12 protein-coding genes and 3 pseudogenes are annotated in these 16421 nt (G+C 64.6%); 7 read left to right on the top strand and 8 right to left on the bottom strand.

Annotated elements, in window-relative coordinates; all coding sequences use genetic code 11:
- Window positions 1-366 precede the first annotated feature (366 nt).
- Window positions 367-702 (bottom strand): annotated as a pseudogene (locus G3T16_RS22890) (hypothetical protein); the annotation flags it as partial.
- A gap of 506 nt (window positions 703-1208) precedes the next feature.
- Between G3T16_RS22890 and G3T16_RS19325 the strand changes: the two are divergent.
- From G3T16_RS19325 to G3T16_RS19300, 6 genes and pseudogenes are all read left to right on the top strand, one after another.
- Window positions 1209-2164: pseudogene (locus tag G3T16_RS19325) on the top strand (AAA family ATPase).
- Window positions 2165-2174: 10 nt separating this feature from the next.
- Complete coding sequence (locus G3T16_RS19320) at window positions 2175-3122, top strand: DUF58 domain-containing protein (RefSeq protein WP_163496660.1); 948 nt, start codon at window positions 2175-2177, stop codon at window positions 3120-3122.
- Window positions 3119-3598: a DUF4381 domain-containing protein gene (locus tag G3T16_RS19315; protein ID WP_163496659.1), complete on the top strand. Its 480-nt coding sequence runs from the start codon at window positions 3119-3121 to the stop codon at window positions 3596-3598. Before G3T16_RS19320 ends, G3T16_RS19315 begins: the two co-directional genes overlap by 4 nt.
- Complete coding sequence (locus G3T16_RS19310) at window positions 3595-4644, top strand: vWA domain-containing protein (RefSeq protein ID WP_163496658.1); 1050 nt, start codon at window positions 3595-3597, stop codon at window positions 4642-4644. The genes G3T16_RS19315 and G3T16_RS19310 overlap by 4 nt, the downstream gene beginning before the upstream one ends.
- Entirely contained in the window at window positions 4641-6473 is a 1833-nt protein-coding gene (locus G3T16_RS19305; protein WP_232059166.1) for a vWA domain-containing protein, read from the top strand. The genes G3T16_RS19310 and G3T16_RS19305 overlap by 4 nt, the downstream gene beginning before the upstream one ends.
- A complete protein-coding gene (locus G3T16_RS19300) occupies window positions 6457-8133 on the top strand; it encodes a BatD family protein (RefSeq protein ID WP_163496657.1) in 1677 nt (558 codons plus the stop codon). Before G3T16_RS19305 ends, G3T16_RS19300 begins: the two co-directional genes overlap by 17 nt.
- Before the next feature lie 79 nt (window positions 8134-8212).
- Here G3T16_RS19300 and pepN read toward each other — a convergent pair.
- The 6 genes and pseudogenes from pepN to lipA all read right to left on the bottom strand — a co-directional run bounded on the left by pepN (window position 8213) and on the right by lipA (window position 15014).
- Window positions 8213-10889: pseudogene (gene pepN / locus G3T16_RS19295) on the bottom strand (aminopeptidase N).
- 8 nt (window positions 10890-10897) lie between these two features.
- Window positions 10898-11695 (bottom strand): DUF2797 domain-containing protein, encoded by a 798-nt coding sequence (locus G3T16_RS19290; RefSeq protein WP_163497186.1) that lies wholly within the window; start codon window positions 11693-11695, stop codon window positions 10898-10900.
- 37 nt (window positions 11696-11732) lie between these two features.
- On the bottom strand, window positions 11733-12002 hold the full coding sequence (locus G3T16_RS19285) for a YeaC family protein (protein ID WP_163496656.1): 270 nt from the start codon (window positions 12000-12002) through the stop codon (window positions 11733-11735).
- A gap of 31 nt (window positions 12003-12033) precedes the next feature.
- Complete coding sequence (locus G3T16_RS19280; protein ID WP_163496655.1) at window positions 12034-12903, bottom strand: rhomboid family intramembrane serine protease; 870 nt, start codon at window positions 12901-12903, stop codon at window positions 12034-12036.
- Complete coding sequence (locus G3T16_RS19275; RefSeq protein ID WP_163496654.1) at window positions 12903-13787, bottom strand: NAD(+) kinase; 885 nt, start codon at window positions 13785-13787, stop codon at window positions 12903-12905. Before G3T16_RS19275 ends, G3T16_RS19280 begins: the two co-directional genes overlap by 1 nt.
- Before the next feature lie 69 nt (window positions 13788-13856).
- A complete protein-coding gene (gene lipA / locus G3T16_RS19270; protein WP_332102844.1) occupies window positions 13857-15014 on the bottom strand; it encodes a lipoyl synthase in 1158 nt (385 codons plus the stop codon).
- Window positions 15015-15223: 209 nt separating this feature from the next.
- Here lipA and G3T16_RS19265 point away from each other — a divergent pair, with 209 nt between their 5' ends.
- Window positions 15224-15406 carry a lmo0937 family membrane protein gene (locus G3T16_RS19265; protein WP_197911761.1) on the top strand — a complete coding sequence of 61 codons (183 nt, stop codon included), beginning with the start codon at window positions 15224-15226 and terminating at the stop codon, window positions 15404-15406.
- A gap of 33 nt (window positions 15407-15439) precedes the next feature.
- On the opposite strand, the gene G3T16_RS19260 is transcribed toward G3T16_RS19265, so the two are convergent.
- Entirely contained in the window at window positions 15440-16150 is a 711-nt protein-coding gene (locus tag G3T16_RS19260) for a Crp/Fnr family transcriptional regulator (RefSeq protein ID WP_197911760.1), read from the bottom strand.
- Between the last annotated feature and the right edge of the window lie 271 nt (window positions 16151-16421).

Genomic DNA, 16421 nt, shown 5'->3' with positions numbered 1-16421 from the left:
CATGGTATTGAGATCGGCCCGCAGATCCATTGCCCCCCGGGTGGAACGCTGGCGCAACAGTCCCAGGCTGCGCGTCTCATCCACCATCACCTCGAACTGCGGCCCCTGCCGCTGCACTTCCAGATATTCGTAACCCAGGAAGGTGATGCGATCACGCTCCAGCCAGGTCAGGAACTTGATCGCCTCCTGGCGATTGCTCTGGGAGACACAGCCACTGTCGGCAACCGCCGCCGACACTTCCCGCAAGCGCTGGCGCATGGCACCGAAGTCATCCACCACCAGCGCGACCTCCGCGAGAATGTCCCGCAGCGTCTCCCGCAGCTCCCCCAGTTGCTCCGGGTAGGAGTGACGGCCAATCTCGAAATAGAGCAGGCTTTCGTGGGACGCACCGGGCAGCTCTCCCTGCTGCTGGGTCAGCACCTCCAGCAGTTCCCTGCCGTCGTCGCGCCGGGTTTCCAGGTTGCAGCTGGCCAGCGCATGAATACGGATATTGCGCTGATTCAGCTCGCCGCGCACCGAAGCGGTACAAAATGGCAGGTCCCGGCACAACACCGCAATGACGGTGTACTTGCTCTCCCAGCCGTGAGTCTGGATCTCCGGGTTGAAGATACGGACCTTGGGTTCCGGAGCGTCCCAGCTTTGCATGAAGTGCAGCAGGTCGTAGAGACAGCCATAGAGATTTTCCACCGAGCGATCGCGCATGTCCTCGGCAGGAAATCGACTGAAAAAGGCCGTCGCCAGATTGTGCAGCGACTGCCGGTCGCCTTCGCTGCTGCGCTTGTCCACGAGTGTCGAGAGCTCTTCCAGCAGGTTGCTTTTTACCGTCTCCCAGGCCATAACGCTTGGATACCTTGCGCCCCGCGGGGGCTTTGATGTGTGTGTAAAGTCGCCACTGCCAGTGTAGCGCAATGCAAGTGTCGTGTAGTGCGCGCACACCGGAACTTTTGCACAGTCGGCCGGTCCGATCGTGCAGGCCGCGACCGGGGAGTGAATTGAAGCGGGCATTTCGCTACAATGCGCGCCTGCTCGCAGTGGGCAGCCTGCCAGCAGCGCTGATCCCGCTACAACTCAAGGCAGCTCTGACTAGTGTTGCTCCCGCGGCAGCGGGAGCCTGCAATCCGTTGACACCATCGAAGTCCCCGAATGACGGGGCCCCGGGAAGGAGGCGCTGCGGCCAGCCTTCCCCAACCGGACGACAAGGAGAATGCGTGGCAAGCGAGGATATCAGGACACTGGAAAGCTGGCTCAGCAGCCAGATCATCGGTCAGGCCCATCTGGTGGAGCGCCTGATCATCGCGCTGCTGGCCGATGGTCACCTGTTGGTCGAAGGCGCTCCGGGGCTGGCCAAAACCCGGGCCATCAAGACCCTGGCGGATGGCATTGAAGGCAGCTTCCATCGCATCCAGTTCACCCCCGACCTGCTGCCTGGCGACGTAACCGGTACCGAGATCTATCGTCCCCAGGAAGCCAGTTTCCATTTCCAGCGCGGCCCCATTTTCCACAATCTGGTACTGGCCGATGAAGTCAACAGGGCCCCGGCCAAGGTCCAGTCCGCGCTGCTGGAGGCAATGGCCGAACGCCAGGTCAGTGTTGGCGGCAATACCTGGCCGCTGCCCCAGCTGTTTCTGGTCATGGCGACCCAGAACCCGATTGAGCAGGAGGGACCTACCCCCTGCCCGAAGCCCAGCTCGACCGCTTCCTGATGCATATAAAAGTGGGTTATCCCGATGCCGCCGCGGAGACCGCGATTCTGCGCCTGACCCGCACCGAGGCCAGCCGCGGTGAGGCTGCCGCCCCCCCGCCGCTGCGGCAGGACACCGTGTTCACTGCTCGACAGGAGGTGCTGGCGCTGCACATGGCGGAAACCGTTGAGCAGTATATCGTGCAACTGGTGATCGCTTCGCGCCAGCCGGAACTCTATGCTGAGCGCCTGGGCGGCTGGATAGAATACGGCGCCAGCCCCCGTGCCACGATTGCGCTGGACCGTTGCGCCCGGGCCCATGCCTGGCTGCGCGGCCACGACTTCGTCAGCCCGGACGACGTTCAGGCAGTGGCCGCAGATGTACTGCGCCACCGGTTGATTCTCAGCTTTGAGGCGGAGGCCAATGGGGTCACCCCCGATCAGGTGATCGACGAATTGCTGGCGCTGGTGCCGACGGCCTAGGTCCTGGCGGATGAAGGACATCACGCTGCCAGCCCGGGGCGCCTACGTCGATCTGACGGAACTGATAGGGCTGCGCTTCGCTGCCGCGCAGTTGCAACTCACCCGCCGCAACCGCGCCCTGTCGGCACTGACCGGCCCCAACAAGGCCAGTTTCCGCGGTCGCGGCATCGACTTCGAGGAAGTGCGCAGCTACCAGCCGGGGGATGATATCCGCACCATAGACTGGCGGGTAACCGCCCGCACCGGTACCGCCCATACCAAGCTGTTTCGCGAAGAGCGGGAACGCCCTGTGCTGATTGTCGTGGACCAGCGCAGCAATCTGTTCTTTGGCTCTCGCCATTGCTGCAAGTCGGTGCTCGCCGCCCAACTGGCAAGCCTGCTCGCCTGGAGTGCGCTGGGCAATGGTGATCGGGTCGGAGGCCTGGTTTTCAACGAACAGCTGCATCACGAGATTCGTCCGCGCCGCAATCGCCGGACAGTGCTCGCCCTGCTGTCGCAGATCGACAGCTGCAACCGCCAGCTGCCCCTGCCAGCGGGCGACGGTGACAGTGACGACGACGATCGGCTGGCTGCCGTACTGGGCAATCTGCGCCGCATCGTGCGCCCCGGCAGCAATGTCTACCTGATCAGTGACTTTCTCGGTGCCGACACCCCGGCGGCCCGCGAGCAACTGTTCCGCCTGGCACAGCATACCGAAATCACCGCCCTGTCCTGTACCGACCCGATGGAGGCTGAACTGCCCCCGCCGGGCCGCTACGCCGTTACCGACGGTTACCGGCGCAGCGAACTCAATACAGCCAACCCGAAGCTGCGGGAACGTTATCGCCTGGACCGGTCCCGCCATCGGGAAACGCTGGCACGGGAGCTGCAGCGACTGGGTATCCCGCTGCTGCAGGCCTCTACCGAAGAGCCCCCATTCCTGTTGTTGCAGCGCTATTTCGGGGAGCGCCGCCGGTGAACGCGCAGGACCCGCTGGCCCAGTTGCAGCCATTGCGCACGCCCGAACCGGTATCCTGGTGGCCACCGGCGCCCGGCTGGTGGCTGCTGGCCGCGTTATTGCTGGGCCTGGCTGGCTGGGCGGGCTGGCGATACTGGCGTCATTACCGGCGCAATGCCTACCGGCGCCTGGCCCTGCGGAAACTGGCGCGGATAACGCAGGACTACGCGGGCCACCAGGATATCGGCAGGTTGCTGGGTGAGCTCAACAGCCTGCTCAAAAGTGTCGCGCTGCAGGTCTGGCCGCGGCGCGACATCGCAGCGCTCAACGGCGACCGCTGGTTGCAGTTCCTGCGGCGTCACGCCGGCAAGGCCACTCCGGCGCTGCCAGTCTCGCTGGCCAGCAGTGCCTACAGCCCCAAGCCGCAGGAACCTGAACCGGAGCAACTGTTGCTGGCGGTGGAAGCCTGGTTGCAACAGCATCGGAGTGCGCCGTGATCGAGTGGCTGTGGCCCTGGATCGGCGCGCTGCTGCCACTGCCCTGGCTGGTGCAGCGCTGGCTGCCGGCCGCGTACAGCCGGGAGCCAGCGCTGCGGGCTCCTTTTTTCCGCCAGTGGCAGGCGCTGAACCAGCGCCAGCCTGGCAACTCTCCGGCGGCTGGCCGCGTCACCCTGTTGGCACTGTGGCTGATCTGGCTGTGCCTGCTGTTGGCGGCGGCGCGCCCCACCTGGATTGGCGAACCCATCGAGCTGCCCAAGACCGGCCGCGATTTGATGCTGGCCGTGGATATTTCCGGCAGCATGCGGGTGGAAGACATGCAACTGGGTGATACCCTGCTAAGGCGGATCGACGCGCTCAAGGGTCTCGGCGCCGAGTTTCTGCAGCGGCGCAAGGGAGACCGGGTGGGCCTGATCCTGTTCGGCAGCAATGCCTATGTACAGTCGCCACTGAGTTTTGATACCGCCACCGTGGAACAATTCCTGCGAGAGGCGCAGATCGGTTTTGCGGGTCAGGAGACCGCTATCGGCGATGCGATAGGACTGGCGGTCAAGCGCTTGCGCGAACGGCCCGCGGACAGCCGGGTGCTGGTGCTGCTGACCGACGGTCAGGACACGGCCAGCTCCGTGCGGCCGGTAGAAGCAGCCCGGCTCGCCAAAAACCTCGGCATCCGCATATACACCGTGGGTATTGGCGCCGACCAGCTGTCGCTGCCCGGCCTGTTCGGCTCCAGTCTCGGCAGCCGCCAGGTGAACCCCTCCGCCGACCTCGATGAACAGACCCTGCAGGAAATCGCCGAGCTCACGGGCGGGCGTTATTTCCGCGCCCGCAACCCGCGCGAGCTGGCCGGCATCTACCAACTGCTGGACCAACTGGAACCAGTGGAACAGGACAGTGCCAGCTTCCGTCCACGCCAGGCCCTGGGCCACTGGCCCCTGCTGCTGGCACTGCTGCTCAGTTTTATCCTCGCGCTGCAGTACTCGCGGCGCGCGGGAGGCAGCGTTGCGCGGACCGGGGGCGATCAGCGCCAGGAGATTGCACGGTGAGCGAGACCCTGTTCGGACTGCATCTCATGCGCCCCTGGTGGCTGGCCTGCGCACTGCCCGCCATCGTGCTGTGCGCGCTGTTGTGGCGTCAGCATCGCCGCGGCGGCGGTTGGAGCCAGGTCATTGAACCGGAGCTGCTGCCCTACCTGGTAGAAGCCGGCGACAGACCACGCCGCGCCCGCCTGCCGTTGCTGCTGCTGGGCGGCTGGTTGCTCGCCTGCCTGGCCGCCGCAGGTCCCAGCTTCCAGAAACTGCCGCAGCCACTGGAGCAGGTGCAGGACGCGCTGGTACTGGTACTTGACCTGAGCTATTCGATGAAATCCACCGACCAGGCGCCGTCACGGCTGGACCGGGCACGCCAGAAACTGCTGGATCTGCTGCAGCAGCGTCGCGAAGGCCAGACCGCGCTGGTCGCATTCGCCGGCGACGCCCATGTAGTGGCGCCATTGACCGACGATATCCCGACCATCGCCAACCTGCTGCCGGCACTGAATCCCGACATGATGCCGCTGCGCGGCAGCGACGCCGCCGGGGCCATCGCCATGGCCGTGGAGCTGCTGCATTCCGCCGGTGTTGCCCGCGGTCGCATCCTGCTGCTTAGCGACGGTGTCAGTCGGGACCAGGTCCGCATGATAGACCGCCAACTGCGCGGCAGTGGCGCCACGCTATCGGTACTGGCGGTCGGCACGAAGACCGGCGCACCGCTGCCCCTGCCACAGGGAGGATTCCTGCGCGACAGCGGCGGCGCAATCGTGATTCCGGGTCTGGAAGAAGCGCCGCTGCGCGATCTGGCAGCGCGTGGGGGCGGACGTTATCGGCGGCTGCAGGTCGATGACGCTGACATCGATTATCTGCTGGCGCAGCCGCTGCTGCCTGCGGCCGGTACTACCCGGGAACTGAATGCAGCGGCCGATGTATGGCAGGACCAGGGCTACTGGCTGATCCTGCTGCTGTTGCCGCTGGCGCTGGCGCTGTTCCGGCGCGGCTGGCTGCTGGGCCTGCTGCCTCTACTCCTGTTGCTGGAAACACCACCGGCGACGGCCCAGGACTGGCAGGAATTGTGGCTGACCCCGGATCAGCGCGGCATGCGTGCGCTGCAGCGTGACGATACCGCCCGGGCGGCGGAGCTGTTTCAAGACCCTGCCTGGGCGGGCACCGCAGCCTACAGGAACGGCGACTACGAAACCGCAGCCGGGCACTTCGCCAGCGAGGAAAGTGCCGACGCCGATAGCTGGTACAACCGGGGCAATGCACTGGCCCGCGCCGGTCAACTGGACGAAGCCATTGCCGCCTACCGGCAGTCACTGGCCCTGGAGCCCGGGGCGACCGACGCCGCCGCCAACCTGGAGTTGGTGGAGCAGCTGAAGCAACAGCAGCAAGAGCAAGAGCAACAATCCCAGGGCGAAGGCGAAGACGGGCCCCAGGATCAAGGCAGCCAGGATGGCAACGACGAGGGTCAATCCCAGGCCGGCGAGACGGACAGCCCGGAACAGGGGTCCACCGGTGATGAATCCGGGGAACCGCCCTCCGCACCGGAAGACCCGTCGCAGACCGACTCCGGCGCCGCGGGAGAGCCCACCGCCGACGAGGCGCAGCAATCGCCGGCGGTGAGCGATCAGCAAACCGACAACAGGGAGCAGAACACGACACCACAGGATTTGACCCTGCCGGAACTGTCGATGGAAGAGGCTGAGCGCGACCAGGCGATGGAACTGTGGCTGCGCCGGGTACCCGACGACCCTTCCGGCCTGTTGCGCGAGAAATTCCGCTACCAGAGCCGACAGCGACAACAACAGCAACCAAGGAGCGACAATGAGCCCGAATGGTAACTGGATCCGGGCTCTGGCCCTGTTGTTTGTGTTGGTCAGCTCCGGTTTGCATGCAGCCCTGGAAGTGGCGGTGGACAGGACCGAAATCGCCTTTGGCGACAGCCTCCGCCTGGTGATCACCAGCACCGCGGATGAAGACCTTGAAGCGTTGGACCTGCGGGCGCTGGAAGCGGACTTCGAAATCCTGCAGCGCAACCTGAGCAGCAGCACCAGTATCATCAACGGCCAGCTCAGCCGCAGCCGTCAGCTGGCGCTGGATATCAGCCCGCGGCGCGAGGGCAAACTGCGGATTCCGGCCTTCTCCCACGCGGCCGGCAACACCGCGCCCATCAACATTGCGGTGGCTCCGGCCGCCACAATCGAGGATGGGGAACAGAGCGTACTGTTCGAAGCGGAGGTCGACCGCCGGGAAGTCTATGTGCAGGGCCAGCTACTGTTGACCCTGCGTATCCAGCAGGCCATCAACCTGGAGGACCGTGGTATCAGCGAATTGCAGCTGGACAATGCCGTGGTCAAGCCACTGGAACAAAATTCCTTCCAGCGCAGCGTCAACGGCCGCCCCTGGCTGGTACACGAGGTACGCTACGCCATTTTTCCCCAGCAGAGCGGCACCCTGCAAATACCCTCCCAGCTGTTTTCCGCCCGTGAAAGTGCAGGCCGCCGCAGCGTGTTCGACATGGGTAGCCGCGGGCGCCAGCTGCAGCGCCGCAGCGAACCCCTGAACATCACGGTACTGCCCCGCCCGGACAGTTATCCCGAGTCCGCCAGCTGGCTTCCAGCCCGCAATATCACGCTGGAAGAGGTCTGGTCCACACCGCCGGAGCAATTGCAGGCCGGGGAATCGGCAACCCGCACCCTGCGCCTGCAAGGCGAAGGCGTGCTCACGGCGCAACTACCCTCGCTCAGCAATGCCGCCCAGCAGGGCCTGAAATGGTATCCCGATCAGCCGGTGACAGAAGAGCGCGAAACCAGCGCCGGACTGGTAGGGCTGCGCGAGAACAGTGCTGCGCTGGTCGCAGTCCGCGGCGGCAGCTGGACCCTGCCGGAACTGCGCATTCCCTGGTGGGACACGCAAGCGCAGCAGTTGCGCCATGCGGTGCTGCCAGCACGGGAGATACACATCGCCGCCAACCCGGCGGCCGATCCAGCCGCAGACCCCGCCCGGTCTCCGGCGCCGGCCGCCGCAGACACCGGCACAGCGGCTGCCCAGCGCACTCCACTGTGGCCCTGGCAACTGCTGGCCGGGGTTTGCGCCCTGGGCTGGCTGGGCACGGTAATCTGGTACCGGCGCCGGGCACAGGCTGCCACGCTGACCGCCACGGCTCCGGTGACTGCCGGCCCGAATGCGGCCCGGGCCCTGCGCCAGCTGCAGGCTGCCTGCACCAGCCACAGCGCAGCCGAGGCACGCCGGGCGCTGCTGGCATGGGGGCAGACTCAATTGCCCGGCCGCACTCGCCTGAGCCCCACCGAGCTCGCGCTGGCCTTTGCCGATGAAGCCTTGCTGCAGGCGGTGGCGGACCTGGAGCGAGCCCTGTATCGCGATCCCGGCAGCGCCTGGGATGGGACTGCACTATTGGCTGCCGTCAACCGTCTGCGCAACGCCGCTCCCAAAACCGGGCAGAAGGCAGACGCGCTGACATTGTACCCTCAGGGCAGCTGATACAGGTGCCGGCGCAGTCGGCCGGTCGCTCAGGCAGGAATGCGGTACGCCCTGTCAGGATGATTCGCTGCATGCCGTATCAGACTGACGGCTCCTGGTCCTGTGCCAATGCCTTGCCCAGCACCTCGAACATGTCGCGGGACACCTCGGGCCGCGCCGCCAGGCGCTGCAACTGGGACCGCATCAACTCACCGCGACCGCAATAATTGCGCCATTTTGTCAGCGGCAACAGCAGCCGCGAAGCCATCTGGGGATTGCGCGCATCCAGCTGCTCCAGAATGTCTGCCAGGAAGCGATAACCCTCACCGTCGGCGCGGTGGAAGTTGACCGGATTGGCGTTGGCGAAGGTACCCACCAGCGAACGCAGTTTATTGGGGTTGCGCAGATCGAATGCAGAATGGGACATCAGCCTCTTCACCCGCTCCAGCGCATCGCCGGACGGGATACTGGCCTGTACCTGCAGCCACTGGTTGACCACCAGCGTCTCCCCCTGCCAACTGCGATAGAAGTGTTCCAGCGCGGCCTCACGCTGGGCCGGGGCCGCGTATAGCGCCAGCGCCTGCAACGCTGCCAACTGATCGGTCATGTTGGTGGCGGTATCGAACTGCGTCTGGGCCAGCTCCAGTCCCTGCGGACCCGCCAGCGCCAGGTAATCCAGACACATGTTGCGCAGGCTGCGAGCGCCGATCTGGGCCGCCTCTGGGGCATACGGTTCACTGGAGCTCAGGCGTTGGTAACAGGCCAGCAGGCGCTGACCATGGGCTTCTGCCAGAGCCTGCCGCACTGCCCGACGGGCCGCGTGGATGGCATCGACATCGGCGCCGCCCTGCCCGCCGCCAGCTCGGCGAGATAGGCTTCGCCGGGCAGTCGCAGCATCTCCGCCACCATCGCCGGGTCCAGACCCGTATCGTCCAACAGTGCAGCAATGGCCGCCAGATACTGTGGTTCCACCGCCACGGCCTCAGCGCTGGCCAGTTGCTGCCGGGTGGTGTCCAGCACCCGCAGCGCGAGTTGCTGGGCCGCATCCCAGCGTACGAAGCCGTCCTCCTCTGCGCTCATCAGGGCGCACAGCTGCGCCGTGGTGTAGGGGTATTCCAGCCGTACCGGTGCCGAGAAGCCACGCAACAGTGCCGGTACCGGCGGCTCCGGCAGCTGCTCGAAGACAAAGCTCTGCTCGGGCTCGGTCAGCACCAGGACGCGGTGGGTATTGTCGGCCGTCTCCGGGGCCGGCTGCTCGCCGGCCAGCCGCAGCGGCAGGTTGCCGGGACTGCCCAGCAGGCCCACTGCCACCGGGATCATCAGCGCCTCTTTGCTGGCCTGGCCCGGCGTGGGCGGACAGGACTGGCGCAGCGTGAGGGTATAGCGCCCGGTCTCGGCATCGAAGTGACCGCTGGCGGCCAGCCGCGGCGTCCCAGCCTGGGAGTACCAGCGCCGGAACTGACCCAGGTCCACCCCGAGGCATCCTCCATCGCACGGACAAAGTCCTCGCAGGTCACTGCCTGACCGTCGTGGCGGTCGAAATACAGATCCGAGCCCCGGCGGAAGCGCTCCGGCCCCAACAGGGTGTGGATCATGCGCACCACTTCCGCACCCTTTTCGTAGATGGTGACAGTGTAGAAGTTGGAAATCTCGATGAAGGAGTCCGGCCGCACCGGATGTGCCATCGGCCCCGCATCCTCGGCGAACTGGGCGCTGCGCAGCAGGCTGACATCCTCCACTCGCTTGACCGTGCGCGAGCCCATATCGGCGGAGAACTCGGCGTCGCGAAATACCGTGAAACCTTCCTTCAAACTCAACTGGAACCAGTCGCGGCAGGTGACCCGGTTGCCCGACCAGTTGTGGAAATACTCGTGGGCGACGATGGCCTGTACCCGCTGGAAGCCCGTGTCGGTAGTCACTTCGGGGCTGCACAGCACACAGGAACTGTTGAAGATATTCAGGCCCTTGTTCTCCATCGCGCCCATGTTGAAGTCGTCCACCGCGACGATATTGAAGATGTCCAGGTCGTATTCCCGCCCGTAGACCTCCTCGTCCCACTGCATGGCCTGCCGCAGCGAGCGCATCGCATGGTCACATTTATCCAGGTCCTTTGCCTCGACGTAGATCCGCAGGCTCACCTCGCGGCCGCCGCAAGTGCGATAATGATCCTCGATAAAGCGCAGGTCTCCCGCCACCAGCGCGAACAGGTAGGCGGGCTTGGGGTGCGGGTCCTGCCAGCGCGCCCGGTGACGGCCATTGCCCAGATCCTCGACCGGTGCCGGATTACCGTTACTGAGCAGTACCGGATACCGGTCCCGGTCTGCCTCGATGCTGACATCGAACACCGACATCACGTCGGGGCGGTCCAGGTAATAGGTAATTTTGCGGAAACCCTCCGCCTCGCACTGGGTGCAGAACATGGTCCGCGACTTGTACAGACCTTCCAGCGAGCTGTTGTCCTGGGGATGGATGCGGGTACGGCAGGACAATACGAATTGCCCGGGGACCTGGTCGATGCACAGCAGGCCGCCTCGCTGCTGGTATTCACCCTCGGCCAGTACCCGGCCATCCAGGGCCAGTTCCAGCAACTCCAGCTCTTCGCCGTGCAGTTCCAGCCTGGCAGCGGGCGCGGCCTGGGGGTTGCGGCGCAAATGCAGCCTGGCCGTGACCAGCGCCCTGTCCTCGTGCAGGTCGAAGTCCAGCTCGGTTCTGTCGATCAGGAAAGCCGGCGGCTGGTAGTCCTTGAGATGGATGACTTGCGGGTTCGCATCGCGCATGGCGGGCCTCAGATGAGTGACAGGACGGCCTGGTAGCCGCCGTATTTGCGCAGGTTGATCACCCCTGTGTCGAAGATCAGGTACTGTCCCTTGATCCCCAGCAGGGTGCCAGCCACCACCGGTGTCTTGTCCAGATTGAAGGATTTGACCCTGGCCGGATATTTCAGCACCGGGTAGTGAATCGTGGTTTCCGGTTGTTCGGCCAATACGCTGATGGCCTGCAGGCCGAAGCGCCGCTGCAGTGCGGTGATATCGTCAGCGCACTCATCCATCAGGCGCCGGCGTTCGGCTTCCAGGTCGGCCGCTGGCGACGGCCCCTTGAGCATGGCCTGCCAGTTGGTTTTGTCGGCAATATGGGTCTTGAACAGCGTCTCCACCAGCCCGGACTGCAGCCGGTTACTGACCCGGAAAATGGGCCGGGCCTGGGTCGCGCCCTGATCCATCCAGCGCGTGGGCACCTGGCTGTGGCGGGTAATGCCCACTTTCAGGCCCGAGGTATTGGCCAGATAGACCACATGGTCGGTCATGCAATGCGTCTCGCCCCAGTCCGGCTCGCGGCAGCTGCCCAGGTGGAAGTGGCATTTTTCCGGGCTGACAATGCAATTGTCACACTGGGCCAGGCGCCGGAAGCAGGGATAACAGTAACCCTGATTGAAACTCTTGCTGGTCACACGGTCGCAGTGGATGCAGTTGACAGTACCGAGAAAGCGCAGCTCAAGGGCCTGCCCCAGATGAGCATTCAATGCCACCCGGTTGTCTCCCAGCACCATCTGGTAGGCTACCGTTTCCGCCAGTGCGGTCTGCATTTTGCGCAGACCGCCGCGGGCCAGTTCCCGGCCCAAACTATTGCTCCGTGGCGCGGTCGCGCCAGGCCAGCACGCTTACACCTGGCTCCTCACACTGGCTGCCGGACTTGTGGCCCTTGTCGATATAACCCACCCGTTGCTCCGGTGGCAAATGCCGTTCACCCCAGGCGATGACAGCCTGCATCGCATTGGCTCGCTGGGGCGCGGTCAGCGGACGGCCATCGCGCCATTTGCCCAGCTCCACCGCGCGCCGCAGGTCCTGATAGACCTCCGGCGACAGGGTCTCGATCATTTGCAGGTAATCCATCTGCCCTCCCGGTCTTTGCACAGGCCGCGCATTATACCTGCCGTGGCCCGCTGCTGTCCCGGCTGGCGCGCGACAGCAATGCCAGCAGCACGCCCAAAATGCCGCCCGCCAGCAGGCCGCCGACATGGGCGGCATTGGCAATGGCGCCAAAACCGAGCACTTCGATCACACCGGCCAGGCACAACAAAAGCCACCCCAACATCAGTGCCATGATCGCGCGGCTGGGCTGGAAGTGCCAGCGTGGCTGCAGCCGTGCGCCCACCCAGCTGAAACCCAGCAGGCCGTAGACCACGCCCGACATGCCACCGAAAATCGTCGGCCCGCTGAACAGGTACTGGCTGCCGTTGGACACTATCGCGACCACCAGGAACAGCCCCAGCAGATGCACATGACCCAGCGCCCGCTCCACCCGGTTGCCCAGTTCCCACAGCCAGAGGCTGTTGAAGACGATGTGCAACCAGCCGAAGTGCAGGAAGGCCGGGGTGATCAGGCGCCAGTATTCATGTCCCATGGTGCCGAATTGCAATGCTCTGCCCTGTACCGAAAATGGCGCGAAAGTGAACGGCGCCATCCATGACAACGGCCCCACATACACCAGCAGGAAGCCGCCGATGCTCAGCACAATAAGCAGCAGGGTAACGCCAGCGGCACGCCAGTCCGCGCCTGCGTCCGCGGCCTGCCGGGTCAGCACCGGCTGCCGCTCAAGGCTTATCTCACCGGCGCGCCAGGCCCGGTACAGGGCAGCCACTTCAACCGCCTGGGAAGCACTGGCCACTTCCAGCACCTGCTCCCCACCCGCTTCGTAGACGCGGCAGGGAACCCGGTGCTGCTGCAGCAGGGACAGGAAGGGCGCAAGATTTTCTCCCGCGGCCACCCGCAGGGCTGTATGTCCTTTGGGCATCAGTTGACCAGAGCGTTGTTCCAGCGCAGTTTGTCCCGGCAGCTGGCATAGAAACTGTGTCCCACCGGGTGCAGCAGGGTCAGGCGGTGAGGCTTCTTGGTGACCACCACTGCATCGCCGGGACGGGCCGTCATATTGACCTGGCCATCGCAGGTGATGGGTGGATGAATGCGGTTGCGCTCGAGAATGTCGAGCCTGATCTCGCTGGTGCCGTCCACCACGATGGGACGGCTGCTCAGCGCGTGGGGGAACATCGGCACCAGCACCACAGCATCCAGCGTCGGATGCATGATGGGTCCGCCACCGGACAACGAGTAGGCCGTGGAGCCGGTCGGGGTTGAAATAATCAGGCCGTCCGCCCGCTGCCGATAGACAAAGACATCGTTGATATAGAGCTCGAATTCAATCATCTGGGCCGAGGTGCCGGAGTTTACCACCACATCATTCAGGGCATCGGCCCTGCCTACCGTCTTGCCGTCGCGCACTACTCTGGCATCCAGCAGGAAACGGCTCTCGCGCACATATTCCCCGGCCAGCACCGCCGGCACCTGGGTGGCGATGTCGTCCGGCGTGATATCTGTCAGGAAACCCAGCCGGCCGCGGTTGACCCCCAACACCGGGGTCTCATACTTGGCCAGCGTACGAGCCGCGCTGAGCAGGCTGCCATCGCCACCGACCACAATCACCAGATCGCTGTCCTCGCCAATTTCGTCAAGGCTGCCTCGCGTCAGCGCTATCTCCGGCACCAGTTCCCCCAGCCGGGTTTCAAGGATCAACTCCCGCTCGTGAGCCTGTAGCAGCGCGATCAGCTCCCGCAGCACTTCAACCAGACCGTCCTGCTGGCTGCGCCCTACCAGACCAATCCTGTCAAACCCTGTCTGCATACGCCCTGTGTCCCTGCCCCAAGCGGGCCCCATTATAACCACGAAAGCCCATCGCTGCGTATGCAGCTCTCACAACGGGCGCCACAGCTCCCGCGGACTGTTGCCGGGGCGCTGCCACGGCAATTCGGGAAACCACGGCTCCGCGTCCGGACACACGTGCCGGCCCGGATTGCCAATGGACGCTGCTACCGGGCCGGGAGTCACTGAAGGGACGAGCAGGAAGATGCCGATGCTGGCTTTATGAGAGCCCCACGTTGTTCTTACTGAGCACCTGTTCCGCCCGGTAGCTGGAACGCACAAACACGCCGGACACGACCTCCAGGAAGCCCTTTTCCAGACCCCGTTGCCGGTAGTGTTCGAACTCCCGGGGGCCAGGTAGCGGTCGATGGGAAAGTGGTTCGCTGTCGGTTGCAGATACTGGCCAAAAGTCACAATATCGACCTTCGCCTCCCGCAAGTCGTCCATGGTGGCAAGGATCTCCTGCTCAGTCTCGCCCAGGCCCAGCATCAGGCTGGTCTTGGTCAACACATCCGGCCGTACACTCTTGGCGTGGGCCAGCACCGCCAGCGTCTGCTCGTACCCGGCGCGAGGGTCGCGCACCGGATGGGTGAGACGCCTGACAGTCTCTACGTTCTGCGCAAACACTGCTATGCCGGAATTTACCACTGTTTCCACGTCGGCCAGGACGCCCAGGAAATCGGGAGTCAGTGCCTCCACCGCCGTGGCGGGATTGGTCTGCTTCACCCGGCGCACGCAGGCTGCGTAATGAGCGGCGCCGCCATCGGCCAGGTCGTCACGATTGACCGAGGTCAACACCACGTACTTGAGCCCCATTAAGCGCACTGATTCGGCGGTGTTGGCGGGCTCCTCGGGATCCAGCCAGCCGCGCGGGTTGCCGGTATTGACCGCACAGAAACGGCAGGCACGGGTACAGACGTCTCCCATCAGCATGATGGTGGCAGTGCCGGCACTCCAGCACTCGCTCATGTTGGGACACTTGGCCTCCTCACACACCGTTGCCAGCCGGTGCTGATGGACGATGCCCTTCACTTTTTCGTAACTGGCGCCACCGCGGGCCCGGATTCGCAGCCAGTCCGGCTTCGGCAGGCGAGCCTCGCCCAGGGCCGCCGCCTTGATGCCATCCTTGATCGCTGTGATGCCACGCTCATTGGTGAATTTCGCACCGCTGGCGATCTGCACGGTGGGAATAAGCTTGCTGTCAGCCATCGGGGCCCCGTCGAAATGGTATCGGTTCAGTGAACAAAGCGCCGATTATAACCCATAGCAGCGTTGATCACAGGGCCGACAGCCCAACGCCACAGACGCCACCCGTTGTGCGTTGCCGTACAGACACCCGGGGTCCACTTCGGCACTCTTCATGCCTATTGGCAATAGTCGGCATCTCCGGCATTAAATTCGGCAACAGAGGGTAAGGTATGATGTTGATCCTGTTGGCAGTGGTTCTCGCCGGCCTGTGGCTGCTTGGTATGACAGGCGCCTTTTCCATGTTCGGCTTTCTGCACCTGCTGCTGATTCTGGCTTTCATTCTGGTACTCGTGAGGATCATGCAGAGTACCGGCGGTGCCGGAGGTCGATCGCAGGTTTCAGACCAGACCTGAGCACGTCTGGCCTGACAGCACATCCGCGCCAGCTTAACTTCCCAGAATCCTGGCGTACACAGCACCATCATGGCCATAGCAACTACAGGCGGCGTCCAGCAGGCCTGTGTGATCAATCACGGTCAGCTCGCCGCGCCGGTAATCGATCAGACCCTGTTCCTTCAGCGCTCTCGCGGCGCCGGTAACGCCGGCGCGCCGCACGCCCAGCATGCTGGCCAAAAATTCGTGAGTCATGTGGAAACTGGCCGAGTGGCAGCGATCCAGGGTCATCAGCATCCAGCGGGCCACCCGCTCCTCCAGGCGGTGGAAACGGTTGCAGGCCGCAGCCTGGGCCAGCTGCAGCAGCGTCACGTACAGATAGCGCTCCAGACGCCGCCGCAGCGCCGGCTGCTCCCGCAGCTGGCGCAGAAAGTCATCTGCTGCGATGCGCCACGCCCCACCCTCGCCCTGCACCAGCGCCGGCAGCGGTGCCTCGGCCACACCCAGCAGCAGTGAGGTTCCGAGCATGCCCTCGGTACCGACCAGGCCCACCTCCAGGCTGCCGGGATTGGTCGCCGGGGCCATCAGGGAAATAAAACTCTCGCAGGGAAAATACACAAAACTGACAGGGTCGCCTGTCCGCGACAGCAGGCTCCCGGACTCCAGCTTCACTTCCTCACAGACCGTCAAAAAACGGTGCTGGTCCTGCGCAGGAAGGGCCGCCAGCAGGCGATTGCGACTAGCGGGAGGCGGGGTTTTCGTCACACTGAATCTCCGCTTGCGGGCAGGGACGCACAGCCGGGTACCAAGGCAAGGCTGCGCACCCCCCATCGGACGCCCCCAAGCATGCCTTATTTCTCCCGCCATTTATGTGCGCCAACCCACCGAGAGCCAAGCCGGGCAACCGCAACCAGCCGCTACCGTCGTGTGCGTAACTGAACAGACCCTTCATCTCCCGATGGACTAGTCTTCAAGGAGAAGGCCGGCGTCGCCTCGCGTGGGAAGCGGTTTGCCCACACCCTGCGACTTCCGGACT

Source organism: Kineobactrum salinum (genome assembly GCF_010669285.1).
Lineage (GTDB): Bacteria > Pseudomonadota > Gammaproteobacteria > Pseudomonadales > Halieaceae > Kineobactrum > Kineobactrum salinum.
The sequence above is the reverse complement of the archived record's forward strand: the minus strand, read 5'-3'. Positions and strand labels throughout refer to the sequence as shown.